Origin of the sequence: Kitasatospora sp. NPDC097605 (assembly GCF_040302725.1) — a bacterium.
In the GTDB taxonomy this organism is placed as follows: Bacteria; Actinomycetota; Actinomycetes; order Streptomycetales; family Streptomycetaceae; genus Kitasatospora.
Window position 1 is genome coordinate 95007 of the sequence record NZ_JBEOSF010000023.1, and the last position, 25710, is coordinate 120716.

At 73.0% G+C, this 25710-nt stretch carries 22 protein-coding genes; 10 read left to right on the forward strand and 12 right to left on the reverse strand.

The features are described from left to right. Positions 1–62: 62 nt before the first annotated feature. A complete protein-coding gene (locus tag ABTX81_RS24930; RefSeq protein WP_350549380.1) occupies positions 63–629 on the forward strand; it encodes a DUF4291 domain-containing protein in 567 nt (188 codons plus the stop codon). 84 nt (positions 630–713) lie between these two features. Continuing rightward, complete coding sequence (locus ABTX81_RS24935) at positions 714–1121, forward strand: RidA family protein (protein ID WP_350549382.1); 408 nt, start codon at positions 714–716, stop codon at positions 1119–1121. 72 nt (positions 1122–1193) lie between these two features. Here ABTX81_RS24935 and ABTX81_RS24940 read toward each other — a convergent pair whose 3' ends face one another. Next, positions 1194–1628, reverse strand: a complete 435-nt coding sequence (locus ABTX81_RS24940; protein WP_350549384.1) for a YybH family protein — start codon at positions 1626–1628, stop codon at positions 1194–1196. Between the two features lie 304 nt (positions 1629–1932). Between ABTX81_RS24940 and ABTX81_RS24945 the strand changes: the two genes are divergently transcribed. Next, complete coding sequence (locus tag ABTX81_RS24945) at positions 1933–3852, forward strand: glycoside hydrolase domain-containing protein (RefSeq protein ID WP_350549386.1); 1920 nt, start codon at positions 1933–1935, stop codon at positions 3850–3852. A gap of 63 nt (positions 3853–3915) precedes the next feature. Here the strand turns inward: ABTX81_RS24945 and ABTX81_RS24950 are convergent, their stop codons facing one another. The 9 genes from ABTX81_RS24950 to ABTX81_RS24990 all read right to left on the reverse strand — a co-directional run bounded on the left by ABTX81_RS24950 (position 3916) and on the right by ABTX81_RS24990 (position 13333). Next, complete coding sequence (locus ABTX81_RS24950) at positions 3916–4485, reverse strand: hypothetical protein (RefSeq protein WP_350549388.1); 570 nt, start codon at positions 4483–4485, stop codon at positions 3916–3918. A 150-nt stretch (positions 4486–4635) separates the two neighbouring features. Further along, positions 4636–5655: an N-acetylglucosamine kinase gene (locus ABTX81_RS24955; RefSeq protein WP_350549390.1), complete on the reverse strand. Its 1020-nt coding sequence runs from the start codon at positions 5653–5655 to the stop codon at positions 4636–4638. A gap of 130 nt (positions 5656–5785) precedes the next feature. Next, positions 5786–7075, reverse strand: a complete 1290-nt coding sequence (locus ABTX81_RS24960; RefSeq protein ID WP_350549392.1) for a 6-phospho-beta-glucosidase — start codon at positions 7073–7075, stop codon at positions 5786–5788. Further along, entirely contained in the window at positions 7075–7998 is a 924-nt protein-coding gene (locus ABTX81_RS24965; RefSeq protein WP_350549394.1) for a carbohydrate ABC transporter permease, read from the reverse strand. Before ABTX81_RS24965 ends, ABTX81_RS24960 begins: the two co-directional genes overlap by 1 nt. Before the next feature lie 21 nt (positions 7999–8019). Next, complete coding sequence (locus ABTX81_RS24970) at positions 8020–9018, reverse strand: carbohydrate ABC transporter permease (protein ID WP_350549396.1); 999 nt, start codon at positions 9016–9018, stop codon at positions 8020–8022. Between the two features lie 39 nt (positions 9019–9057). After that, positions 9058–10419 carry an ABC transporter substrate-binding protein gene (locus tag ABTX81_RS24975; RefSeq protein ID WP_350549398.1) on the reverse strand — a complete coding sequence of 454 codons (1362 nt, stop codon included), beginning with the start codon at positions 10417–10419 and terminating at the stop codon, positions 9058–9060. A 124-nt stretch (positions 10420–10543) separates the two neighbouring features. Beyond that, positions 10544–11734, reverse strand: a complete 1191-nt coding sequence (locus ABTX81_RS24980) for an ROK family transcriptional regulator (protein ID WP_350549400.1) — start codon at positions 11732–11734, stop codon at positions 10544–10546. An 823-nt stretch (positions 11735–12557) separates the two neighbouring features. Continuing rightward, positions 12558–12794, reverse strand: a complete 237-nt coding sequence (locus tag ABTX81_RS24985; protein WP_350549402.1) for a DUF397 domain-containing protein — start codon at positions 12792–12794, stop codon at positions 12558–12560. Continuing rightward, a complete protein-coding gene (locus ABTX81_RS24990) occupies positions 12791–13333 on the reverse strand; it encodes a Scr1 family TA system antitoxin-like transcriptional regulator (protein ID WP_502892843.1) in 543 nt (180 codons plus the stop codon). Before ABTX81_RS24990 ends, ABTX81_RS24985 begins: the two co-directional genes overlap by 4 nt. On the opposite strand from ABTX81_RS24990, the gene ABTX81_RS24995 reads away from it, so the two are divergent. The 4 genes from ABTX81_RS24995 (at position 13251) to ABTX81_RS25010 (ending at position 16298) form a co-directional block, all read left to right on the forward strand. Continuing rightward, a complete protein-coding gene (locus ABTX81_RS24995) occupies positions 13251–13769 on the forward strand; it encodes a DUF6879 family protein (RefSeq protein WP_350549406.1) in 519 nt (172 codons plus the stop codon). The two genes, ABTX81_RS24990 and ABTX81_RS24995, sit on opposite strands and share 83 nt — an antisense overlap. Then, positions 13766–14617: a helix-turn-helix domain-containing protein gene (locus ABTX81_RS25000; protein ID WP_350549424.1), complete on the forward strand. Its 852-nt coding sequence runs from the start codon at positions 13766–13768 to the stop codon at positions 14615–14617. Before ABTX81_RS24995 ends, ABTX81_RS25000 begins: the two co-directional genes overlap by 4 nt. Positions 14618–14736: 119 nt before the next feature. Next, entirely contained in the window at positions 14737–14913 is a 177-nt protein-coding gene (locus ABTX81_RS25005) for a hypothetical protein (RefSeq protein WP_350549408.1), read from the forward strand. 35 nt (positions 14914–14948) lie between these two features. Continuing rightward, the gene (locus ABTX81_RS25010) at positions 14949–16298 is read left to right on the forward strand and encodes a tetratricopeptide repeat protein (protein WP_350549410.1); all 1350 of its coding nucleotides are present in this window, start codon (positions 14949–14951) and stop codon (positions 16296–16298) included. A gap of 61 nt (positions 16299–16359) precedes the next feature. Here the strand turns inward: ABTX81_RS25010 and ABTX81_RS25015 are convergent, their stop codons facing one another. Next, positions 16360–17472 carry a mechanosensitive ion channel family protein gene (locus ABTX81_RS25015; protein WP_502892844.1) on the reverse strand — a complete coding sequence of 371 codons (1113 nt, stop codon included), beginning with the start codon at positions 17470–17472 and terminating at the stop codon, positions 16360–16362. A 530-nt stretch (positions 17473–18002) separates the two neighbouring features. On the opposite strand from ABTX81_RS25015, the gene ABTX81_RS25020 reads away from it, so the two are divergent. Beyond that, positions 18003–18647, forward strand: coding sequence for an HNH endonuclease (locus ABTX81_RS25020; protein WP_350549414.1), 645 nt, complete (start codon positions 18003–18005; stop codon positions 18645–18647). A 109-nt stretch (positions 18648–18756) separates the two neighbouring features. Here the strand turns inward: ABTX81_RS25020 and ABTX81_RS25025 are convergent, their stop codons facing one another. Further along, complete coding sequence (locus ABTX81_RS25025; protein WP_350549416.1) at positions 18757–22836, reverse strand: glycoside hydrolase family 84 protein; 4080 nt, start codon at positions 22834–22836, stop codon at positions 18757–18759. 272 nt (positions 22837–23108) lie between these two features. On the opposite strand from ABTX81_RS25025, the gene malQ reads away from it, so the two are divergent. Both malQ and ABTX81_RS25035 read left to right on the forward strand, forming a co-directional pair. Next, a complete protein-coding gene (gene malQ / locus ABTX81_RS25030) occupies positions 23109–25298 on the forward strand; it encodes a 4-alpha-glucanotransferase (protein ID WP_502892845.1) in 2190 nt (729 codons plus the stop codon). A 20-nt stretch (positions 25299–25318) separates the two neighbouring features. After that, positions 25319–25552 (forward strand): hypothetical protein, encoded by a 234-nt coding sequence (locus tag ABTX81_RS25035; protein ID WP_350549418.1) that lies wholly within the window; start codon positions 25319–25321, stop codon positions 25550–25552. The last annotated feature ends 158 nt before the right edge of the window (positions 25553–25710 follow it).

The window sequence follows — 25710 nt, forward strand, 5'->3', positions numbered from 1 at the left end:
GCGGCCGGGGCGGGCGGAAAACCGCTCGCCCCGGCCGCCGCGCTGCGGAAGAGTCCGCGGTCATGCAGAACCTCTACGGGATCCGGGCCGACTTCGACGCCGACACCGTCGTCGTCTACCAGGCGTACGCCCCCGCGGTGGCCGGGCCGGCCCTCGCCGCGGGGCGGTTCGTCGCGCCGTTCTCCTTCGGGCGGATGACATGGATCAAGCCCTCGTTCAGCTGGCTGATGCACCGCAGCAACTGGGCCCGCAAGCCCGGCCAGGAGCGCGTGCTGGCGGTCCGGATCACCCGGGCGGGCTGGGAGGAGGCGCTCGGGCGGGCCGTGCTCACCACCGGCGACCCGGCGCTGCTCGCCCGCGCGGAGGTGCACGTCCAGTGGGACCCGGAGCGCTCCCTGCGCGGCGCCGCGCTCAACCACTACAGCATCCAGGTCGGCGTGGGCCGCACCCTGATCCGGACCTTCGCCGAGGAGTGGATCACCGGGATCACCGACCTCACCCCGCAGGTGCGGCGGATCGCCGGGCTGCTCCAGCAGGGCCGCACCGCCCAGGCGCAGCGCCTGCTGCCCCCGGAGCGCCCGTATCCGCTCCCGCGCCCGCTCGCCGCCAGGATTGGTGCCAATGGGTGACGTTCCGTCAGGAGGCGGATGAACCGGGGGCGGACCGGCGTTGTCCCGGCCAGAGGACGGACACCGCACCGGAAGGCACCGCTCGTGACCGACAACCGCACCATCACCAACCCCGCCGACCTGCACGACCCCAGGCCGTTCGGTTACAGCCACGTCGTCTCCGCCCCCGGCGAGACCGTCTACCTCGCCGGGCAGTACGCCTCCGACGCCGACGGCCAGGTGGCGGTGGAGGACTTCGCCGCCCAGGTCGCACTCTCCCTGGAGAACCTCCGCCGGGCGCTGACCTCCGTCGGCCTCGGTTTCGAGAACGTCGTCCGGCTCGGTTCGTTCATCGTGGACCACGACCCGCAGAAGCTGGAGATCCTCAACAAGGCCCTGCGCTACACCTGGGGCGAGCGCCTGCCCGCACAGACCCTCAGCGGGGTCGCCACCCTGGCGCTGCCCGGGATGCTCGTCGAGATCGACGCCATCGCCGTGCGCCCCGCGTCCTGACGGACGAGGGGGCCGCCTCCCCGGCACGATCACGGGATCGGGAGGCGGCCCCGGTCCGGGACCGGTCAGAACCTACGCCGCGGACTGGGCATCGACCGCGTTGTTCTGACCGGCCACGATCTTCCACCCGTCGGCCTGCCGGGCGACCACGTAGAGCGCCCGGCCGTGCGGGCCCTCCACCGGCGTGCCCTCGGCGTCGGTGGGCGTCTGGGCCACATTGACGGCGACCACGCCGTCCGCGACCGCCAGGAGCTTCACCACCTCGTAGCGGGCATAGGAGTCCTTGAGGAACTCCCGCATCGCCGGCCCGCTGAACTCGGTGATCGCCGCCCGCCCGTCCAGCCGCCGGCCCGCCGCGTTGGTCCAGGACGCCCGCTCGCCGAACTGCGCGCCGAGCGCCTGCGCGTCCTTGCGGTTGAACGCGTCCTCCAGCGCCGCGACCACCCCGGTCACCGCCTCCCGCACCGCCGCCGGTACGTCCCCCGCCACCAGTACCTCGCCCGCCATGGCCGGCCCCTCTCCCCGATCTCGGTGTCGTCCGGGCGGTGGTCACCGCCGGAACCCCATCCGACAACCTCAACCGCGGTTGAGGTCAAGCCGTTCGAAAGTGACAGCTTTTCTTCGGAGTGGCGCGTTAGCATTTCCCGTTCGTCCACAGTTGAGTGAGGCGGACCAACCCTCCGGATCCCAAAGGGTGATGACGATCAGTATGCGAAACATCCTCCTGGCCGTGGGCTGTTGCCTCGCGCTCGGAGCGACCACCGTGGGGACGGCCGTCGCGGCGCCCTCCGCATCGCCTGACACCAAGCCCGTGACGTACCTCGGGCACCGGTTCACCGTGCCCGCCGACTGGCCGGTGGTCGACCTCGCCGCCGACCCGACGACCTGTGTCGGCTTCGACCGTCATGTGGTCTACCTCGGGACCCCGGGCGACGGCGCGCTCTGCCCGCCCGGCCGGGTGGGCCGCACCGAGGCGGTGCTCGTCGAGCCCGCCCCGGCCGACACCACCCGGGGCTTCACGGCCGACCCCGTGGACCACGAGCTCACCGCCACCGCGCCGGGCATCCGGGTCACCGGCACCTACGACCTGGACGAGAAGCTGGTCCGCGGCGTCATCGCCTCCGCCGGCCTGCCGACCGCCGCCAAGAACCCGAAGCCCACCGCCCACGGCGAGGCACCCTCGGCGGCGCAGGGCCTGGCGGCCGCGCCGCAGGGCGCCGCGGCCGTCACCCCACTGCCGCCCGAGGTCACCAACTTCGCCGGCCGCGGCTTCGACGCCTGCGACGCGCCCGGCTCGGACCTCATGCGCGCCTGGAAGACGGCCTCCCCGTACGGCGCCATCGGCATCTACATCGGCGGCAGCGCCATGTTCTGCCAGCAGCGGAACCTCACCCCCGACTGGATGCAGCGGCAGGCCGCCGACGGCTGGCGGTTCATGCCGATCTACGTCGGCCGGCAGGCCTCGCGGATCACCAGCCCCGCGGCCGACGGCGTGACCGAGGCGGACAACGCCATCGCCAAGGCGGCGGCGCTCGGGCTGGTCCCGGGCAGCGTGCTCTACTACGACATGGAGGCGTACAGCGTCCCGCAGTACACCACCACGGTCCTCAGCTTCCTCTCCGCGTGGACCAACCGACTGCACGAGCGCGGCTACAAGTCGGGCGTCTACAGCAGCGGCTCCAGCGGCATCAACGACATCGTCAAGAACGTGTCCGCCGGCTACGCCATCCCGGACGTGCTGTTCTGCGCCAACTGGAACGGCCAGGAGACCACCGCCGACCCGTACATCCCGACCGGCATGTGGGTCAACCACGAGCGTGCCCGCCAGTACCGGGCCGACGTCACGGAGACCTGGGGCGGATTCACCCTGAAGATCGACCACGACATGCTCGACGTCGGCGTCTCCCGCTCGCCCGGCCCGGCCGCCCCGGTGCGGGTGGACTTCAACGGTGACGGGAGCGAGGACGTCGCGGGCAAGCTGTCCAACGGCGCGCTGCTGCTGTGGACCGGTAACGGCAACGGCACCCTCAACACCAACAGTGGTTACGCGATGTGGCCGGACAGCGGCTTCGGCCAGGTCAGCGAGCTGGTGGCGGCCGACTTCAACGGGGACGGCCGGACGGACGTCGCGGGCAAGCTGCCTGACGGCACGTTGCTGCTGTGGACCGGTAACGGCAATGGCACCCTCAACACCAACAGTGGTTACGCGATGTGGCCGGACAACGGCTTCGGCCAGGTCCACGACCTGGTCGCGGGCGACTTCAACAACGACGGCCGGATCGACCTCGTCGGCAAGACCACGGACGGCACGCTGCTGCTGTGGACCGGTAACGGCAATGGCACCCTCAACACCAGCAGCGGCTACGCGATGTGGCCGGACAACGGCTTCGGCCAGGTCCACGACCTGGTCGCGGGCGACTTCAACAACGACGGCCGGACGGACGTCGCGGGCAAGCTGTCCGACGGCACGCTGCTGCTGTGGACCGGCAACGGCTATGGCCGGCTGAACACCAACAGTGGTTACGCGATGTGGCCGGGCAACGGCTTCGGTCAGGTCCACGACCTGGTCGCGGGCGACTTCAACGGGGACGGCCGGACGGACGTCGCGGGCAAGCTGTCCGACGGCGCGCTGCTGCTGTGGACCGGCAACGGCAACGGCACCCTCAACACCGGCAGCGGCTACGCGATGTGGCCGGACACCGGCTTCGGCCAGGTCCACGACCTGGTGTAGCCCCGGGCGGACACCACGGACCGGGCTCCCGCCGCACCACGGCGGGGGCCCGGTCCGGCGTTCTCAGCGCCGCAGTTCCTGGATCCGGGTGATCCGGCCGCGGGCGTCCAGGGTCAGCTCATAGGTGTTGCCGTAGCAGGCGTACGGCGGCGCGGGCTCGCCGCCGTCCAGGCAGCTGTCCAGGTGGTCGAGCAGGACCGGGAGCTGGACCTCCTTGGCCGGCTCCTCGTGCGGGAGGTCGACCAGGGTGGCGGTGGCGTGCGCGGCGAGCGGGTGGACGGCCGGGGCGGCGTCGGGGGCGCAGGCGGGGCGGACGGTCAGCCGCCCGCCGGTGACGCCGAGGACCTGGACGGTCCGGTGGGTGGCGCCGGTGGCGCAGGGGGTGGGGGAGAGGGAGTCCGCGGAGAAGGAGTCGGGGGCGGCCCCGAACACCTCGACCTCGAAGTCCTGGGGATCCTCGAAGTCCTGGGGGTCCCCGATGTCCTCGGGGTCCTCGACGCCCTGGGGGTCCCCGATGTCGTCCGAGGCCATCGCCGGCGTCGGGTCCTCGTCGATCGGGGTGCAGGCGGCGATCCCGGCGGTGGCGGCGCAGCAGAGCAGCACGGCGAGGAGGAGGCGGCGGGGCGCGGTCATGGGGTGAGTCTCCCAGGAGCATGGCCGGACGAGACATCCTCCTACACGCGGAATCCACGGGACCGGTTCCGGACGACCGCCCCCGCCGGGCGTGCGGACCCGGCGGGGGCGGAAGCGGTGACGGTGGCGGGGAGGGTGGTGGGGAGGGCGCTACGCCGCGACCGGCTGCGCCGGGTCGTAGGCCTTGCGGACCCGCTCCTGGGCCTCCGGTCCGGCCGCCAGGTGGTCGAGCCCGAGCAGTGCCGCGCCGAGGACCGGCGGGGCGACGACGACCCGGGGCTCGGCGAGCGGGGCCTCCGCGGCCAGCCGGGCCGTCACATTGTCGATCAGCAGCGGCTGCCCGGAGGCGAGCACCCCGCCGCCGAGCACCAGCGGGGTGGGCGTGTCCAGCAGATCAAGGCGCCGCAGGGCGACGACGGCGAGCCGGGTGATCTCGTCGGCCTGGCGGTCGATCAGCGACCTGGCCGTGGCGTCCCCGGTCTCCGCGACGGCGAAGAGCACCCGGACGATCTCGTGCAGCCGCGCGGACGGCAGGTGCCCGAGGTGGACGGCCTCGGCGACGGCGCCGGTGCTGGGCAGGCCGAAGTGCTCGGCGATGCCGGCGGCCAGGCCGGTCGGCCCGCCGCGCCCGTCCTCGGCCCGGACGGCGTGCCACATGCTGGCGCCGGCCAGGCCCCAGCCGCCGCCCCAGTCGCCGGTGAGCTGGCCGAGGGCCGGGAACCGGGCGGTGCGGCCGTCGGGCAGCAGGCCGACGCAGTTGATGCCGGCGCCGCAGACGACGGCGACGCCGCGCGGGCCGTCGGTGCCGGCCCGCAGCAGGCCGAAGGTGTCGTTGACGACGGTGTTGCCGGCGCCCCAGGGGTGGGACTCCAGGGCGAGGCGCAGCGCCTCCTCCTCGACCGGCAGGTCGGCGTTGGCGAGGCAGGCGCTGACGTGGTCGGTCAGCGGGCCGCTCCAGCCGGTGATGCCGGCGGCCGCGGCGGCCTGCGCGACCAGCGGGGCGAGTCCGTCGACGGCGGCGGCGGCGCCGACGGTCGCCGGGACGAAGCCGCCGCCCCGGGCCGAGCCGAGGACGGAGCCGTCGGCGCCGATGAGGGCGACGTCGGTCTTGGAGTTGCCGGCGTCGATGGCGAGGACGCCGGGCAGGTGCGGTTCGGGCTGGTGGGTCATCGGGTTTCCCGCGGCTCGTGGTACGTGGCCCGGCCGGGGGTCTTTCCCGGCCGGGGGTGGCGTGGCTCCGCCCGTGGTCCGGCCCGCACTCCCCCACGGAATGCGGGCCGGAGACCGGGGGCCGGGCGGATCAGGCCCAGAGGAGGTGCTCGCGGTTGTGAGCGAGCAGCCGGTCCGTCAGCTGGTCGGCGAGTTCGATCTGGCCGACCAGCGGGTGGGCGAGCAGCGCGTCGAAGACCCGGTCGCGGCCGCCGCGCAGGGCGGCGTCCAGGGCGAGGTGCTCGTACGCGGTGACGGCGGCGACCAGGCCGGCGTACAGCGGCTCCAGCGGGCGCTGCGGCAGCGGGCGCACGCCCGCCGCGTCGACCTCGGCCGGCACCTCGATCACGGCGTCGTCCGGCAGGAACGGCAGCACGCCGTCGTTGCGGGTGTTGACCACCTGCACGGAGGTGCCGCCGCCGGTGCCGAGCAGCGCCGCGATGAGCTGCACCGCCGCCTCGGAGTAGAACGCGCCGCCGCGCTTGGCGAGCAGCTCCGGCTTGGTGTCGAGGGCCGGGTCGGCGTACATCTCCAGCAGCCGCCGCTCGATCTCGGCGACCTCGGCGGCCCGCGAGCCCTTGGACTTCAGCTCCTCCACGACCAGGTCGTGCTGGTAGAAGTACCGCAGGTAGTAGGACGGCACGACGCCGAGCCGCTCGATCACCCGCTGCGGCAGGTGCAGGTCCTCGGCGATCTCCTTGCCGAAGCCGGAGAGCAGCTCCGGCAGCACCTCGCGGCCGCCCGCCGCGCCCGGGGCGTCGAGCAGGGTGACCCCGCGCTCCCAGGTGAGGTGGTTGAGGCCGACGTGGTCGAGCCGGACCAGCTCCGGGTCGACGCCCAGGTGCTTGGCGAAGCGCCGCTGGAAGCCGATGGCGACGTTGCACAGGCCGACGGCCTTGTGGCCGGCGCTCTGCAGGGCGCGGGTGACGATGCCGACCGGGTTGGTGAAGTCGACGATCCAGGCGTCGGGGTTGGCGCGGCGGACGGTCTCGGCGATGTCGAGCACCACCGGGACGGTGCGCAGCGCCTTGGCGAGGCCGCCGGCGCCGGTGGTCTCCTGGCCGACGCAGCCGCACTCCAGCGGCCAGGTCTCGTCCTGGTTGCGGGCGGCCTGTCCGCCGACCCGCAGCTGCAGCAGCACCGCGTCGGCGTCGGCGACGCCCGCCGCGACGTCGGTGGTCGTGGTGACGAGCGCGCCGTGGCCCTGCTTGGCGAAGATCCGCCGGGCCAGCCCGCCGATCAGCTCCAGCCGGTCGGCGGCCGGGTCGACCAGGACGAGTTCGCCGATCGGCAGGGTGTCGCGCAGCCGGGCGAAGCCGTCGATCAGCTCCGGGGTGTACGTCGAACCGCCGCCAACGATGGCCAGCTTGAGTGCGGACATCAGCCCTTGACCCCTGTCAGTGTCACGCCTTCGATGAAGGCCTTCTGTGCGAAGAAGAAGAGGACGATCACCGGGGCCATCACGAGGAGGGTGGCGGCCATGGTGAGGTTCCAGTTGGTGTGGTGGGCGCCCTTGAAGGACTCCAGGCCGTAGGAGAGGGTCCAGGCGTCGTGGTTGTTGCTGGCGTAGATCTGCGGACCGAAGTAGTCGTTCCAGCAGTAGAAGAACTGGAACAGCGCGACGGCGGCGATGGCGGGCTTGGCCATCGGCACCACCACCCGCAGCAGGGTGCGCAGTTCGCCGCAGCCGTCGATCCGGGCCGCCTCGATGTACTCCCGGGGGATGGTCAGCAGGAACTGCCGCAGCAGGAAGATCGAGAACGCGTCGCCGAAGGCCATCGGGATGATCAGCGGCCAGAGCGAGCCGCCCAGGCCCAGCTGCTTCGCCCAGAACAGGTACATCGGGATGATGGTGACCTGCGGGGGCAGCATCATCATCGCGATGACCGCCGTCAGCGCCAGGTTGCGGCCGCGGAAGCGGAACTTGGCGAGCGCGTAGGCGACCGGCAGGCTGGAGACGATGGTCAGCACGGTGCCGAGGCCCGCGTACAGCAGGGTGTTGCGCCACCAGGTGAGGAACCCGGGGGTGTTGAAGACCTTCCCGTAGTTGCCCCAGTTCCAGGAGGTCGGCCAGTAGTCGGTGGTGAGTGCCTGGCCGTCCGACATCACCGAGGTCAGGAAGGCGAAGACGAACGGCAGCAGGAAGAACAGGGCGGCGGCGACGGCCAGTGAGTGGACGGCCACCCAGTTGAGCAGCGCGCGGCGCCGGGCGGTGCGGGCTGCGGCGGTGACCGGGCCGCGGGCGGTGCCCCGGCTGGGCCGCTTCCCGGGCGCCTCGGCGGGGAGGGTCGAGCTGAGAGTCATGATCGTGTCCTCACTGGGCCGCTAGTCGTCGCTGGCCATGAAGCCGGACCGGCGGCGCAGCAGCACCGAGGTGACGGCCATCGAGATGACGAACAGCACCAGGGCGACGACGCACGCCGCACCGTAGTTGAAGCGCTGGAAGCCGAGGTTGTAGACCATCTGCGGCAGGGTCCAGGTGGAGCCCGAGGGGTAGCCGGGCTCGAACTGCTGGCCGGAGTTGCCGGCGTTGCCACCGGCGACCTTCGCGGCGACGATCGCCTGCGTGTAGTACTGCATGGTCTGGATGACCCCGGTGACCACCGCGAACATGATGATCGGCGAGATGTTCGGCAGGGTGACGTACCGGAAGCGCTGGAGTGGGCCCGCCCCGTCGAGCTCGGCGGCCTCGTACTGCTCCTTCGGGACGTCCAGCAGGGACGCCATGAAGATGACCATCAGGTCGCCGACGCCCCACATGGCGAGCAGGGTGAGCGCGGGCTTGGACCAGTCCGGGTCGGAGAACCAGCCGGGCTGCGGCAGCCCGATCTCGCCGAGGAAGTGGTTGACCGGGCCGGTGCCGGGGTTGAGCAGGAAGGCGAAGGCGACGGTGGCGGCCACCGGCGGGGCCAGGTACGGCAGGTAGAAGAAGGTGCGGAAGAGGCCCACGCCGCTCTTGATCTTGGTGATCAGCAGCCCGATGCCGAGACCGAACAGCACCCGCAGGCTCACCATGACGACGACCAGCCACAGGGTGTTGCGCAGGCCCTGCCAGAACGCCGGGAGGTCGTTGAAGACGTAGTCCCAGTTCTTCAGACCGGTGAAGGTGGGCGAGCCGAAGCCGTTGTACTTGGTGAACGAGAAGTAGATCGTCGAGATCAGCGGGTACAGGAAGAAGACGCTGAAGCCGATCAGCCAGGGGGAGAGGAAGGCGAGGGTGCGGGCCGCCGCCCGGCGGCGCTTCCGGCGCAGCAGCTGCTGCACGGGAGGCGCCGCCGGGGCGGTCGCTCCGGCCCCCTTGCGGGTGGCGGACGCGAGTGACATGGGAGCTCCGTGGTGGGGCCGGACGCTTCGCGCCGAGCGCTACTTGGCCTGGGCGATGGCGGCGTCGATCTCCTTGGCGGTGGCGGCGAGGCCGGCCGCGAGATCGCCCTGCTTGCCCGACTCGTAGTCGTAGCCGAGGTTCTGCAGGGAGACGATGTAGCCGCCGCCGTTGACGACGGCCGGCGTGGTGGTGGAGTGCGCGTTCTTCGCGATGTTCACGAAGGTCTTGAAGTTCTCGTCGGCGATCAGCTTCGGCGACTCCAGCGCGGCGAAGGTGCTCGGCACGTTGTGGATCGCGTTGGCGAAGGAGACCACCGCGTCGGTGTCGGTGGTCAGGAACTTGACGAACTCCCAGGCCGCGGCCTGCTTCTTGCTGGTGCTGGCGATGCCGACGATGGTGCCGGTCTGGTAGCCGCGGCCGTAGGTGTCCTTCTGGTCGTCCGGCACCGGGAACGGCGCGGTGGCCCACTCGAAGTCCGGCTTGTCGGTGGCGAGCGAGGCGGTGCGCCACTCGCCGTCGATGGCCATCGCGACCTGGCCGGTGTGGAACGGGTTCTTGGCGCTGAACTCCTCGCCGAAGGCGGCGCGGAACTTCTCCAGCTTGTCGTAGCCGCCGAGCTGGTCGACCAGGCCCTTCTGCCAGTTCAGCATCGCGGCGACCTTGGGGTCGGTGGCGACGGTGGACTTGCCGGAGCCGTCGAAGTAGGTCGGGCCGTACTGGCCGAGGAAGTGCTCGGTGGTGGACTCGTAGCCGTGGTAGAGCGGCATGAAGCCGAGCTGCTTGTAGCCGTCGCCCTCGGCGACGGTGAGCCGCTTGGCGACGTCGGCGAACTCGCTGAAGGTCTTCGGCGGGTTGGTGATGCCGGCGTCGGTGAAGGCCTTCTTGTTGTAGTACAGGCCGAAGGCGTCGCCGAGCAGCGGCAGGGAGCACTGGTTGCCCTGGAACTGCGTGTAGTCGAGCATCGCGGCCGGGAAGGTCTTGGCGGCGTCGATGTTGTCCTTGGCCAGCAGCGGCTTGAGGTCGACGAAGGCCTTGGTCGAGCAGAACATGCCGACGTTGTTGGTGGTGAAGGAGGAAACCACGTCGGGGGCGTCGTCGCCGCCGGCCCGCAGTGCCTGGTTGACCTTGTCGTCGGCGATGTTGCCGACCGCCTTGACGTGGATGTTCGGGTGGGCCTTCTCGAAGGCGGCGATGTTGTCGTTGATCGCCTTCACCTCGGCGTCCTGGCTCCAGCCGTGCCAGAAGGTGATGGTGACGTCCTTGCCACTGGCCGAGTCGTCGCTGCCGCCGCCGTCGCTGCTGCCGGTGCAGGCGGTGGCGAGCAGGGCGAGGACGGCGCTGCCGGTCACGGCGGCGACGGTCCGGCGGCTTCTGCGGAAGCGGGAGGTGGTGGGGTGCACTTCGAGGTCCTCCTGGGGCTGCGCGGGCAGGCGTCATTGCCTCGGGTCCCGCGTTCGGGGGATGGGGGAGAGGTGGGTGCAGGGGCGTGCGGTGGAGCGTCGGGGCGTGGTGCGCGGTGGAGCGTCAGTGTGTGGAGAAGACCGCCTCGCGGGCGGCCGCCAGCGCGCGTTGCAGAGCGCCGAGCAGGACGGGGGAGCCGCTCAGCGCGCTGCCGCGCACCTCGGGCCGGGCGGCCGCGATCCGGGCCAGTTCCTCCGCGACCAGGGCCCGCAGCCGTTCGCCGCCCGCGTTCGGCACCCCGCCGGAGACCACCACGAGCCGGGGGTCGACGACGGCGACGATCACGGCCAGTCCGACGGCCAGCCGGGCGGCGAGCTCGGCGAGGAAGGCGTCGCCCGCGCCCGGGGTGGCCAGCGCCTTGGCCACGGACTCCTCGGCGGTCGGCGCGCCGAGCCCGTGCTCCTTGGCCAGGGCCCGGACGGCGGGGGCGCCGACCAGCTCCTGGAATCCGCCGGAGTTGCGGCGGCGGACGTCCTTGACCACCGGCGCGCCGGGCACCGGCATGTAGCCGACCTCCCCGGCGCCGCCGGTGAAGCCGCGGTGCAGCCGGCCGGCGATCACGATCGCCGCGCCGATGCCCTCGCCGGCCCAGAGCAGCACGAAGTCCTCGAACCCGCGGGCCGCGCCGGAGGACTGCTCGGCGACGGCGGCGAGGTTCACGTCGTTCTCGATCGTCACCGGCGCGCCGATCGCCTCGGCCAGGCCCTCGGCCAGCCGCGGCGCGTGCCAGCCGGGCAGGTGGGAGGCGTAGCGCAGCTTGCCGGTGACCGGGTCGGGCGCGCCGCCGACGCCGATCACCACGGTGTGCAGGGCGCCCTCGGCGAGCCCGGCGGCGCGGACCGCCCCGGCGACCGCGCCGGCGACCCGGGGCACCGTCTCGGCGGCCGCCCAGCCCTTGGTGGGGACGACGTGCTCGGCGAGCGTGGAGCCGGTGATGTCGGCGATCGCGACCCGGACGTGGCTGTTGGTGACGTCCAGTCCGGCGACGTGCCCGGCCGCCGGGTTCACCTGGTACAGCTGCGCGTTGGGCCCCGGGCCGCCGGCCGTGGTGCCCACCGGCAGCACCAGCCCGGCCGCCTCCAGCCGGGCCAGCAGCTGGGAGGCGGTGGGCTTGGAGAGCCCGGTCAGGGTGCCGATCTGCGTGCGCGACAGCGGCCCGTTCTCCAGCAGGAGCTCGAGGGCGGCGCGGTCGTTGATGGCGCGCAACAGGCTGGGTGTCCCGGCGAGGGGGGCCTTGGCGCTGCTTCCGGTCACGCGAAGATCCTCCTCCTCGGGGCGGCCCGGTGGCTGGCGGCGAACTGTTAGGAAACTTTCCAGTCGCTCGGAACAGGACCGTACGGGCCCCGTCATCGGGGTGTCAATGGCCCTTCCGCCGGAGGATGCCGACTCGTTACCGGACCGCGCGCGGCCCCGGTCCCACCACCACACGACTGGTCCTGCCCGCCTCCCCCGAACGGCGGGGCGGGCGGAGCCAAAGGGCGGATCCCAGGCGCTGCGGCCTCCTCCGGAGAGGAGGCCGCAGCCCGGCGAACGTGCCGCAAAGGAGGAGACCGGGGCAGGGGTGTCCGTGATCTTGCCGCCGGCTCTCCGTGCCCCGCCGCGATCGTGCTCGCGGCGGGGCACGGAATGTCACGCAACGCGGACAGGGAGCGGATGAGCAGAGCGGGCCCGCGCTATTGGACGCGGGCCCGCTCAGGCCCGGCTGGCCGGTTGAGTCCTTCATCGCCTATGACGATGCGCATGTGAACGTCGAGTTCGTCTCCGAGCACCTCGTCATCACCCAGCCGGCGGCCCTTCCACCGGCCGACCTTGAAGAGAAGATGAGACTCATGAGGATGGGGAGTAGGTGAGTTGTGATGCGGCCCCTCGGCTCATCGAGGGGCCGCATCACAAACTGGGGTTGCGGCGGCCTCCTCGGATGAGGAGGCCGCCGCCCCGAAGAAGGAACAGACCTTGCCGCAGGGCCTGTTGCCCGTCGCCTCCTCGGCCGTCGCCTCGGCGGCCTCCATGATCAAAGCACGAAGCCCCGCCGCCCGAGTTGCTCGGGCGGCGGGGCTCAGGTTCACCCGCGACGAGGTCAGGCGGCCGGGAAGTTCGGGTCGCCGTTCCTAATGGACTTCACGAACGCGGCCCACTCGTCCGGACGGAACGCGAGGTGCGGCCGGTCGAGATGCTTGTCGTCGCCGAGCCAGACATCGCCATTGTCGAAGTGGGCAATGCGGACGCAGGATCCACTATTGTCCGCAGAGAACTGGGAGACCGCCCAGAAGGCAGTCTCGGGGTCGTGGGCGTACGGGTCGTGCGGAGTGGTCACGAGATCTCTTCCAGCTTCTTCTGCAGCGCGGCGATGGTGTCCTGGGCCGAGAGGGCGAGCCGGTCCAGGCGCTCGAATGCGCGCTCCGCCCGGCGCACCTCCCGCCCCGAACCGCGGTTGAGCATACCGCCGACAGCTTCGAGGAATACGTGTTGTGCTGCGGGCTCCGTGAATCGCATGAGGACAAGCCCAGAGGCCAGGACGCCCCGCCGTCCCGCTTCCAGCGGCACCATCCGCAGGGTGACGTGATCGAACTCCGAAACCTTGATTGCGTTGCGGATCTGGCCTGCGAGGATGTCGAGGTCGCCCTTCAGTAGAAGGGCGACCTCACTGAAATAGGCCGTGTGCTTCAGCGGGGGTTTGTGGGTGAGGCGCCGCTGACGTAGGGTCCGGACCCGCACGAGACCGTGATCGAATTCCCCAGGCGCATGATGCAGTTCTTCCTGGAGGTGAACGGTGGCAGCGGTCCCGTCGCTTGAGGATCTGCTGCGGACCTGTACCCGCTCGGCTCTCCATCTGGAGATGCGCGACGGATACATGCGGGACGACCCGCTCTTTCTCCGTTGGCTCGGTGGGCAGCGCGACGACCCTGCCGACCGCCCGTCGTGGTGGAGCCCCTGGTTGCAGCTCATCGAGGAGACCACGAGCCGGGGCGTCGAGGTGCGGCGCGCGCGGGTCGTCTCGGAACCGGTGAGCGAGTACATCCGGTTCGAGCACGAGATCACGTTCCGGAACATCGCCTCCGGTGAACAGGTCAGGTGGCTTCCCCGTCGGCAGGCGACCGGCCTGGCGCTTCCGGGAAACGACTTCTGGCTGATCGACGAACAGCTTCTCCTGATCCACCACTTCAGCGGCGACGGCGACTTCATGGATGACGAGGTCATCACCGATCCGGAGACCGTGATGCTCTGCGCCTCCGCGTTCGAGGCGGTCTGGGAACGGGCGGTTCCGCACGAGGACTTCCGGCCGCACTGACCGTGTCCGCGTCGTCCAGCGTTCAGCAAGCCGAGCAGGCCCTCGGCCGGCGTCTGCGCGATATCCGGCGAGACTCCGGACTCAGCGCGCGGGCGCTGGCCGAGGCTGCGGGGTGGCACGAATCGAAGTGTTCCAAGATCCAGAGCGGCCGGGTGATGCCCTCGGAGACCGACCTGCGCGCCTGGGCGGTCATCTGCGGCGTCCCGGATCAGGCGGCGGACCTCATTGCGACGGCCCGGAACATCGACGGGATGTACGTCGAGTGGCGGCGCCTTGAGCGCCCCGGCCTCAAACGGGCTCAGGAGTCCGTGCGTCCCCTGTTCGAGCGCACGCGGCGATTCCGGATGTACCAGTCGTGGGTCGTCCCCGGCCTGCTCCAGACAGAGGCCTACACGCGTGCGGTGCTGAGCACGATCGTTTCGTTGCGCAGTACTCCCGACGATGTCGACGACGCTGTCGCCGTGCGCATGGAGCGGCAGAAGGTGCTGCACACGGGAGACCACCGGTTCGCCATCCTGATCGAGGAGTGGGTGCTGCGAACCGTCATCGGTACTCCGGCCATCCAGGTCGGGCAGCTCGGCCACCTCATCACTGTCGGCTCACTTCCCTCGGTGAGCCTCGGGGTGATTCCCCTCGGCTCGATCAGAGGCGCCGGTTGGCCGGTCGAGTCCTTCACCGTCTACGACGATGCGCAGGTGAACGTCGAGCTCGTCTCCGCCCACCTCACCATCACCCAGCCGACCGAGATCTCCGAATACGGTCAGGCATTCTCCGAGCTGGCCAGCATCGCTGTCCACGGTCCCGAGGCAAGGTCGCTCATCACTGGAGCCATCAACGCGATCGGGTGAGTTCGAGCAAGCTCAAGCAAGTTCGTCGACCGTGCACCCATGTGCTTCCTACCGTCTCTCACCAGACGCTCTGCTCGTCCATTCCCGGGCGAGCAGAGCCAACCCGATTGGAGAGGCACGTGAGCGACACCACTACGGAGTCCGGTGACCCGCGGGTCACCAACCTGACCCGTCGCCTGGACCACTGGGTCCCGGACGGCGACTTCGTCCCGGCGGCGTCCGTCGAGTCCCTGACCCGTCGCTTGGACCACTCGGTCCCGGACGGCGACTTCGCCCCGGTGGGTACCGAGGTCTGACCGCAGCTCCGAACCGACGCCAGCCAGTTGCCGGCATGGCGGGTCGGCTCCGTGATCATCCGAGCCGACCCGCCGTTCGGCGGCGCGCACACCAACCAGGGAGAGACCGCAGTGAAGACCACCACCATCGCCACCCGCGTCCCCGCCTGCTCATTCTTCGACCTCGGCCGGAAGGACCCGGATCTGACCCGTCTGCGGGAGGAAGGCGCGGACAGTGCTCTGACCGGAACGAGCTGGCCTGCGCGGTCGGTCGACTCCAGGAGGAGCTGCGGGGCCTGCCCCGGGGGATCGACCCCGCTCGCACTCGGGTCCTGACCAGGTGGATCGGCATCGGTCTGATGTGCCTGGGCAACCACGAGGACGCCCGTACGTTCCTTCGGCAGTCGCTCGACCTGGCCGCAGCGAGCGGCAACACCGGGGCCGTCATCGCCACCCGGCTCAACCTCGCCGACGCGCACCGCTACTCCGGTGACGTGCGGACGGCGGACGCGCTCTACCGCAGCGCGCTGACCACCGCGCGCAGCCGGCACCCGGAACTCGTCGACTTCGCCCTCCAGCACACCGGCAAGCACCTGATGGAGCGCGGCGACCTCGCGGAGGCGCGGGCGCATCTGCGAGAAGCCCTGCGGCTGCGGATCGCCAAGGGGAACACCGAGCTGGTCGAGTCCACGCAGGCCGCACTCGACCGGGTGGAGCTGCTGCTCGGCGAGGTACCGAGCGAGTGGAGCCGCAGGTGGACCTCATGGCTCCAAGCCCGCACCACGGCCCGGACGCCGGCCCGGTGGGCGAAGGACTTCCCCGCTCTCCGGGGCGCTGTGCGAGGGCTCACCGCACTCCAGCGCGTACACCCGCGCCACCTGTGTGATCAGCCATTTCCCGTCGAGCTGATCGCTGCCATGGCGGAGGAAGCCGAGAAGGCCGTAGCCGCTGACGGACACCTCCACAACGGCAAGTGGAACGCGGCCGTCGGCGACGCCGCGAGCCGCTTCGCCGGACAAGTCGATCTCGCCGCAGTCGTAGCACGGTCCACCGGCCTGGAGGTCGAGCAGCCGCACACCGGCGTTTACATCGGCTACAAGGAAGCGCAGTTCCTCGACTTCCACCTGGACGAGTTCGGCTTCGGCGAGGCCAACCTGATCCTCTGCCTCAAAGACGAACGCCCCACCGGGGCACTCACGGCCAGCACCACCGTCTTCATCAACGCCGAAGGCTACTTCGAATGCGATCTCCGCGCGGGTGACTGCGTCGTCTTCGACGGCGCGCTCACGCCGCACGGCCGGACGCCGCTCGGTTCCGGAGAGAGCGCCACCCTCGTCAGCTTCGGCTTCCGTGCGCGTGATCAGGCTCTTCGCGCGCTCACGAACCTCCTGCCGGCCCCTCGGTAGGGAAAGGCCCCGTTTCCGAGCAGTTCGGAAACGGGGCCTCGGTGGGAACGCGTGCGGCCGGTCAGGGGGCCTTGGCCGTGTCGTCCGCGGGGCGTACCGGGGCCGGTATCGGGGTCGCGGCCTTGTAGCCGGCCGAGGCCGGGTCGGACAGGGCGGACGGCGGGGCCGGGTCGGTGGCCGGGGCCGACGCGGTGGCGAGGACGGTCGCGGTGGCGGCGGTGGTCCCGGTGCCTGCGGCGGCCGGGAGCGGGACCTCCTCCTTGACCTTGATCCCGGCCTCGTCCAGCACCCGCTTGACCCGCTGGCGCAGCGCCCGGGCCACGCTCAGCGACTTGCCGGGGGCGGTCCGGGCTTCGATCCGCAGCACCACCGAGTCCGCCGCGACCGACTCCACGCCCAGGATCTTGAACGGCGCCCAGACCAGCTCGTCGAACGGCGCCTCCTTGGCCATCGCCTCGGCGGTCTCCTGGATCAGCGCCTCGACCCGCTCCAGGTCCTCCTTGTAGCCGACCTGGACGTCCACCGAGGCCGTCGACCAGCCCTGGCTCATATTGGCGATCCGCTTCACCTCGCCGTTGCGGATGTACCAGATCTCACCGCCCGCGCCGCGCAGCTTGGTGACCCGCAGGCCGACCTCCAGCACCGTGCCGGAGGCCACCCCGGTGTCGATCTCGTCGCCGACGCCGTACTGGTCCTCCATGATCATGAAGACCCCGGACAGGAAGTCGGTGACCAGGTTGCGGGCGCCGAAACCGATCGCCACACCGGCCACACCGGCGCTCGCCAGCAGCGGCGCCAGGTTCATCCCGAGCGCCGACAGCACCATCAGCGCCGCCGTGCCCAGGATGGTGAACGACGCGACGCTGCGCAGCACCGAGCCGATCGCCTCCGCGCGCTGCTGGCGCCGCTCGGGGTTGACCACCCCGGTGTTGGCCAGCAGTCCGCCCAGCCGGCTGGGCTCGTCCTCGCTCTCGCCCGGGCGGACCATCCGGGTGATCAGCTGGGTGATCACCTTGCGCACCATCGCCCGCAGCACCAGCGCCAGCACGATGATGAAGACGATCCGGATCCCGCTCGCGAGCCAGTCCTGCCAGTGCTCGTCGAACCAGCCGGCGGCCTGCCGGGTGGTGTCGGAGACCTCCTGCGCGCTGGTCGGGATTCTCAGGTCGGGCAACTCCGGGGCCGTGGGAGTCGGGGACGGGGCGGGCGTCGAGGCCGACGTCGTGGCGGACGCGTCGGCGAGGAGGCCGGCGGCACCGGACCGGAACACGTGCGGGACCTTCCTGCTGGGGTCGTGGCACGGCCCGTCGGCGCGGGGCACAGCCGGGTGGCACGCCCCTGGCCTGCGGACCGTCCCCCATACCCTAGCCGCCGACCGGCCTGCACCTTGACACGCCGACCGGCCGTTAGGAGGGCGTGCGGATCCGCGCGAACGCCCCGGCCGCGCACCCGAGCGCCGTTTCCGCACTGCTCCGACCGGCCCAGCGGTACCCCGCCGGGGCACCGGCGTGCAACCCGCTCTTCCCCCGGGCATACCGGGTATGACAGAAGCCACACCCGGAGTTCACGTCAGGTCCGTTACACAGGAGTGGTGGCGCCGTACGAAGGCGTAAGGCGACACTGGGGGAGATCACGCACCCGTTGCGCGATCCAACCGCTCGTCCCGGCGCGAGCCACGCGCCGCAGGCGTCCAAGGAGGCATCCGTGCCGCATGTCCTGGTCCTCAACGCGTCGTACGAGCCACTCGGCGTCGTATCGATGCGCCGCGCACTCATCCTCGTCCTCAACCACAAGGCGGTCAGCCTGGAGGACTCGGGTGTCACTCTGCACAGCGCCACCAGCGCCCTTCCGGCGCCTTCCGTCGTCCGACTGACCCGCTTCGTGCGGGTCCCGTTCTGCGGGCCCGTCCCGCTCACCCGCCGGGCGCTGTTCGCCCGCGACCACGGCCGTTGCGTCTACTGCGGGGCCGCCGCCACCAGCGTCGACCACGTCATCCCGCGCAGCCGGGGAGGCCAGCACCGGTGGGACAACGTGGTGGCGGCCTGCCGCCGCTGCAACCACACCAAGGCCGACCGCCACCTCACCGAACTCGGCTGGCGGATGAAGCGACCACCGGCGCCGCCGACCGGACTGGCCTGGCGGATCATCGGCACCGGCATCAAGGACCCGCGCTGGCGGCCCTATCTGGAGCCGTACGGCGGATCCGACCAGCTGCGCGCCCCGCAGTGGGGCGAGTACGAACACCACGACCATACCGACGCCGCCCATCCGGTGCCGCTCGGCCGGGCGCACGCCGCCCACCCCGCCCCCGCCCGCCGTGGAGAACAGCCCGAGCCGCTCTCCGCCTGACCACCGCACCACAAGGGCTTGCCCGTCATATCTCCCGGTACGCCTCATGGGCCGCCGCGCACCCCGCTCGGGGAGCGCGGCGGCCCGCCGTCCGGGCCCCTTCGGGCCCCTACGGCTGCTTCGACGGGGTGCCGGAGGGCAGCGGCGTCGGGCCGGCCGGGGTGGTGGAGGGCGCCGGCGCGGTCGGCGCGGTGGTCGCCGGCGCGCCGCCGGCCTGGCCGCCCGCCTGCTGGCCGCCGCCCGGCGTCCCGGCCGGCTGCTCCACCGGAGCGGTGACCGGCGGCGTGACCGGCGGGGTCACCGGCGCCGGCGCCGTCCCGTCCGCCGGGGCGACGGCGTACAGCTCGACGCCCCAGAGCGAGTAGCCGTACTTGGTGCCCCGGGCCACGCCCTGCATCCGCAGGAACTTGGCGCCCGGCGCGTCGAAGCGCACCGTCTCGTTGCCGCCCGAGCCGTCCTCCACCGTCGCGACCGTGGTCCAGGAGCGGCCGTCCGCCGAGGCCTGGAGCTTGTACGACGCGGCGTACGCGGCCTGCCAGTGCAGCACCGCCGAGCCCAGGTGGGTGGCCTGCGGCAGCTCCAGCTGCACCCAGGCGTCGTCGGCCGCCGGCGAGGACCAGCGGCTCTTCGGGTCCTGGTCGGCCACCGCCGAGGCCGGGAAGTTCGGCGTCTCGTCGGCCGACGAGGTGGCCTCCGCGGTGATCGCCAGGTCCGGCCCGCCGGTCGGCGGCACCACGTGCACCTGGAGCACCTGGCGGACGCTGGTCTGCCCGGCCACGAACACCACCGGCACCTGGTACGTCCCGGACGGCGTCTCCGGCCCGGCGGTGACCAGCAGCGGCACGCCGACCTTCCCGCCGCGCGGCACGCTCACCCCGGTGACCGGCGCCACGGTCAGCCCCTTGGCGACCGCCGGCACCTCGGTGCGCAGCTCCCCGCTGACGCCCTCCGGCCGCCCGGCCTCCACCGTCGCCTGGGCCTGCACCGGCGCGGCCTCCCCGATCACCGCGTCCACCGAGGCGTCGGCCAGGCTCAGCCGGGCCGCCGGGGCGTCCGCGTACCAGGGGATCACCTGGTTGACCACGGGCGGTTCCCCGCCCGGCTTCCAGGCCAGCCGGAACGCGTCGGCGGGCAGCCCGCCGGCCGACAGCTCGTTCCAGCCCGGCTGCACCGTGCCGATCTCCGTCCAGGAGCCGTCCGGGTGCCGCACCGCGACGGTGGCCGAGGCCCGCACGCCCGGGTCGGTGAGGACGGTCAGCCGGTCCAGCGGCCGGGCGGCGCCCAGCTCGACGGTGAGCGGCTCGTCCGTCGCGGTCGGCGCGGTGGCCGCCCGGTAGGCGGTGTCCGGGTTGCCGTCCAGCACCGCGGCGGCCGACGAGCCGGGCAGCGCGGCCGGACCGCCGGAGACGCTGGCCGGCAGCTCGTCCGGCGCGGTCACCGAGAACTCGCGCACCGCGACCGCGGTCTTCTGCGCGGCGGTGGCCCGCAGCCGGACCGCCCGCACGACCGTCCCGGCGGGCAGCTGCGCGGAGACCGACTTCTGGTTCTTCACCGAGGCCAGCTTCTTCCAGCCGCCCTCGCCGGTGGAGTACTCCAGCACGCCGTCGCGGATGTAGTCGTCGAGCGCGCTCCGGCCGTCCGGACCGCTGCCCCAGGAGCCCATCAGCACCGTCACGCTGCCGACCGGGCGCCCGCCGCCGAGGTCCAGGCCGACCGAGTCGCCCGCCTGCGGCGGCGCCGAGCTCCAGTAGAACGTGTCGGCGACGCCGTCGGCCATCAGCGCCGGCAGGTGGTCGTGCGCGGTGCCCAGCGTGGTGGTCGCCGTGATGCCGCCGCCCTGCACACCGGCCCAGGTGTCGGCGGCCCGCAGCGCCCGCTCCAGGAACGGGCCGAGCACGCCCGCGCCGACCGTCGCCGGGCTCTGGCCGAGCTGCTCGCGCAGCTTGTTCAGCTCCACCCGGGCCTTCCAGGCGGCCCCGCCGTCGCCGCCGCGCTGCGCCAGCAGCATGTCCAGGGCGGCCTGCCCGCCGAGGCCGTAGTCGCGCAGCGGCGCCAGCCAGGGGGCGGCCTCGGCGGCCAGCTGGGCGGTGGCGGGGGAGGCCGCCAGGGTCTGCTGGGCGCCCGCCATCGCGGTGAACGCCTCCCGCAGCGGGGCGGCCGCCTCGATCAGCTTCGCCAGGTCGGGCGCGGCGCCCGAGGTCGGCTCGGCGGTCGCCCAGAACCGCTCCAGCAGCGGCAGCAGGTAGTCGGACTCCTGCTTGGCCAGCGGGGAGGAGACGCTGTTGCCGGCCAGCGCGGTGAGCGCCGGCAGGGTCTCCCCGGTGGGCGTCGCGGTCGCGCCGGTCGGGCCGGCCAGCGAGCGCAGCGCCGCCCGCCAGGACTCCTCCGGCTTGTAGCCGCCCGGGTTCCAGGCGAAGTCCCCGGCCGTGCCGAGCGCGATCCGGGAGGCGACCGGCTGCTGCATCGCGCCGGTCAGCATGACGGCCGAACGCGTCGCCACCTCGGTGTCGCGGCCGGTGTAGGCGCCCAGGAAGAGCCGGTCCGGGGTGGCGTCGTTGACCGGGTAGTTGTCCATCGTGACCAGCGGGTGCCGGTACAGGTCCGCGGTGTCGCCGACCTGGGTGCCGGTGATCCGCTCCGGGATCACCCCGACCCCGCTCCAGGCCACCTGGACAGGCCGCGGCAGCGCGCCGGCCAGCGCGTCCCGGTACGGGGTGGAGCCCTGCTGGTGGTACTCGGTGGGGACGACCGACAGCGGCGCCAGGCCCGGGTTGGGCGCGACCAGCCGACTCTGCACCCTGGCGGCCAGCTCGGCCTGCGCCCGGGCGGCGGCGGCCGGGCCGGTGCCGTACTCGGCCCGGTCGTCGGAGCAGTGCCACTCGTCGTAGGAGACGTCCAGGAACTGCAGCTGGAACGCGGTGAAGCCGAGCTTGCGCAGCCCGTCCAGCTTGGCGACCAGCGCGTCCGCGTCCTTGCCGGAGCTGTAGCAGAAGGACTGGCCGGGGTCGATCGCGTAGCCGAGCGTGACGTGGTTGCGCCCGGCGCGGGCGGCCAGCGCGCGCAGGTCGTCGGCCTTCGCCTGCGGGTAGGCGTCCCGCCAGCGGGCCGTGCGGTACGGGTCGTCGCCCGGGGCGTAGAGGTAGAAGTTCTGCTTGGAGCGGCCGAGGAAGTCCAGCTGGTCCAGCCGCTGCTGCTGGGTCCACGGGGTGCCGTAGAACGCCTCGGCGGTGCCGCGCACCGGGGCGCCGGACGGCCAGTCGCGCAGCGTGATCCCGGGCAGGCCGAGACCGGCCGCGCCCGGCGCCTGGCCCTGCTCGGCCGGGACGGCGGCCAGCAGCTGGCGCAGCGACTGCGCCGCGTAGAAGGTGCCGGCCGCGTCGGCGCCGGCCAGCACGACCGCGCCGTAGCTGCCGCCGCCGGCCACCGGCAGCTGACCGGCCGCCAGCACATAGCCGCCGGCGGGCATTCCGGCGGTGGTCGGCGCCGCGGTGTCCTTGCCGCCGGCCGCGACGGTGAGCTCGCGCAGGATCCGGTCGGTCGCGCCGCCCGCGCCCTCGGCGGGGCCTCCGACGTACACCACCAGCGAGCCGGCGACCGGCGCGGCGGGCTGCGGCACCGGGGTCACCGCGGTCGCCCCGGCGACGCCGAGGACCTCGCGCACCGCGGCGACCGCGCCGTGGTCCGCGGTCGGCGCGGTGACCAGAGTGACGGCGCCCGGCACGGTGACCGGCTTGCCGGCCACGTTCCGCTCCTGCGGGCGGGGGAAGACCTGGGGGTCGCTCACGCTGCCGAGCGGGGTCTGCGGGGCGCCGCTCGCGGTGCTCACCACGTCCGGCCCGGGGGAGTACCCGGGGCCCTGCGCGTACGCGGCCGGACCGCTGACCAGCAGGCCGCCGACCACGGCCGCCGCCGACAGGGTGGCCGCCACCTGGAGGGTGCGCCGGCTCGGGGCCCCCGGGCGGGCGGCCAGCGCGCGCTCGGCCCGGACGGAGCCGAGCAGCGGCCGGGTGCCCTTGAGGTCCGCGATCAGCCGGTCCGCCGTGCGCGGCGCCAGCTGGCGGCACGTCCGCGCGGTGGCCCGCCGTGCCGCGAGGGCCGCGGGGTGCTGCAACACCTCGCGCAGCGAGGGGCTCTGCTCCAGCTGCTGACGGAGCCGCCGCCCGGCCACCTCGGACACTCGGGCTTGCACAGGGGCCTCCTCGCCAGGCCGGAACCACATCGCGGCAAAGCCCACCAGCTACGTTTCCCGGTGTCAACGCCGTCGACGGGTATGCCGATTTTGTCCGATTTACGTCAGAGTTAAGGCCCCTTTAACAGGGGACTCTCCACTCCGGCCGGAGGTTCCCGCCCTCCCTCTCCCACCCCTTCGGCCCTGTGTGTCCGCTGGGTCGCCGGGGCGTCACCCGGGTAGGACTGTGGCTGTCCTGACTGGGCGTTGCCGAGACATCGCAGGAGCCGCGAGTGGCCGCTTATCTCGACCGTGACGGAGCCGAGGGCCTGGACGTGCCGGCGCAGGACGCGCCGCCGCCCCCGCCCGAGCTGGTGGCGCTGGCGCAGGCCCACGGGGTGGACACCCGCTGCGGCCCCGGGGGCGTCCCGGCCGGCGCCCGCACGCTGGTCGCCGTGCTGGCCGCGCTCGGCGTGGACGCGGCCACCCCCGAGGCCGCCCGCGCGGCGCTCGCCCGCCACCGGGCCGAGCAGCCCGCCCGCCTGCTGCCCCCGACCGTCGTGGCCCGGGCCGGCCGCCGCACCGCGCTCGACCTCCCCGCCGACACCCGGCTCGCCGTCGCCCTGGAACAGGGCGGCCGCTGGGAGCTCCCGCGCGGCCACGCCCACTGGCTGCCCGACGACCTCCCGCCCGGCCGGCACACCCTGCACGCCGAGCTCCCGGGCCGCACCGCCGCCACCGCCCACCTGATCGTCGCCCCCGAACGCCTGCCCGCCCTGCCCGGCCGCGGCTGGGGCTTCCTCGCCCAGCTCTACTCCGTGCTCTCCGACCGCTCCTGGGGCATGGGTGACCTCGCCGACCTCGCCGACCTCGCCACCTGGGCCGGCTCGCTGGGCGCCGGCTTCCTCCAGATCAACCCGCTGCACGCCGCGCTGCCCGCCGTCCCCTCCGACCCGTCCCCCTACCGCCCCTCCTCCCGCCGCTTCGCCGACCCGGTCCACCTGCGCGTCGAGGAGATCCCCGAGTACGCCTACCTCACCGGCCGGCCCCGCGCCGAGGCGGACGAGCTGCTGGTGCGCGCCGCCCGGCTGCGCGCCGAGGTGCTGGAGCACGACGGCCTCATCGACCGCGACGAGGTCTGGGCGCTCAAGCGCCGCGCCCTGGAGCTGCTGCACGCCGAGTACCGCCGGTACGCGGCCCGGCACGGCGCCGTCCGCACCGCCGCCTTCGACGCCTACCGGGCCCGCGAGGGCGAGTGGCTGGAGCGGTACGCGGTCTGGAACGCGCTGGCCGAGCGCCACGGCGCCGACCACCACCGCTGGCCCAAGGGCCTGCGCCACCCCGACTCCCCGCACGTGCGGCACGAGGCCGCCGAGCTCGCCGACCGGGTCGACCTCCACCGCTGGCTGGCCTGGCAGACCGACCGCCAGCTCGACCGCGCCCAGCGGGCCGCCCGCGCCGCCGGGATGCCGGTCGGCCTGGTGCACGACCTCGCGGTCGGCGTCCACCCGGACGGCGCCGACGCCTGGGCGCTCCAGGACGTCCTCGCCGCCGGCATCTCGGTCGGCGCGCCCCCGGACGCCTTCAACGCGCACGGCCAGGACTGGGGCCTGCCGCCCTGGCGCCCGGACGCGCTGGCCGCCGCCGGCTACACGCCCTTCGCCGAGCTGATCCGCTCCGCCGCCCGGCACGCCGGCGCGCTGCGGATCGACCATGTGATGGGCCTCTTCCGGCTCTGGTGGGTGCCGGCCGGGCACGCCCCGACCGAGGGCGTGTACGTCCGCTACGACGCCGAGGCGATGCTCGCCGTGCTCGCCCTGGAGGCCCACCGGGCCGGCGCCGCGGTGATCGGCGAGGACCTCGGGACCGTCGAGCCGGGCGTCCGCGAGGAACTCGCCGCGCGCGGGGTGCTCGGCACCTCGGTGCTCTGGTTCGAGCGGGACTGGCCGGCCGGGGGCGCGATCCTGCCGCCGGAACGGTGGCGGGCGGGCAGCCTCGCCACCCTGACCACGCACGACCTGCCGTCCACCGCCGCCCGGCTCTCCGGCGAGCACGTGGAGCTGCGCCACCGGCTGGGCCTGCTGGCCCGCCCGCTGGGCGAGGAGCAGGCGCAGGCCGCCGCCGAGCTGGCCGACTGGCGGGCCGAGCTGGTCCGGCTGGGCCTGCTGGGCGCGGACGAGCCGCTGTCGGCCCTCGCGCTGCACCGCTTCCTGGCCGCCACCCCGGCCGGGCTGGTCGGCGTCTGGCTGCCGGACGTGGTCGGCGACCCGCGTCCGCAGAACCTCCCGGGCACCTGGGACCAGTACCCGAACTGGCGCCTGCCGGTCGCCGACGGTTCGGGGACGCCGGTCACCCTGGACGCCCTGGCCACGGCCCCGGACGTCCGCACCCTCGCCGAGCTGCTGCGCTCCGTGGGCGTCCGGCCGGGCACCGCCGCCGGCGCCGGTCCCGAAAGGCCGACCCCGCCGAGCGGCGCGGCGTAAGTGACGGGTAAGTTGGCACCGTGGACAAGAGGAACGCTTTGCGAGCCGGCGCGGTCACCGCAACGGTCACGCTGATGATGCTGTTGTCGTCGCCCGCCATGGCCCTCACCCGGGACGACGGCGACGACCCGGGTAGCGGCCTGAGCGTCGCCGAGACCCTCGGTCTGTACGTGCTGCTCCCGATCGCGGCCTTCGTGATCATCGGCGGCCTGGCCGCGCTGCCGCTCGGCGGCGGCAAGGACAAGAAGAAGTAGCCGAGCGGCTTCTTCCTCCACCCACAAGTGCACAGACCCCGAGGGGGCGCCGGACCAGGTCCGCCCGCCAGAGCGTGGGCGTCCCCAGCCGGTACGCGCCCACCACGAGCATGACCAGCGCCGGTGCGAGCCACACCACCGGCTCGGCCGCCTTCCGC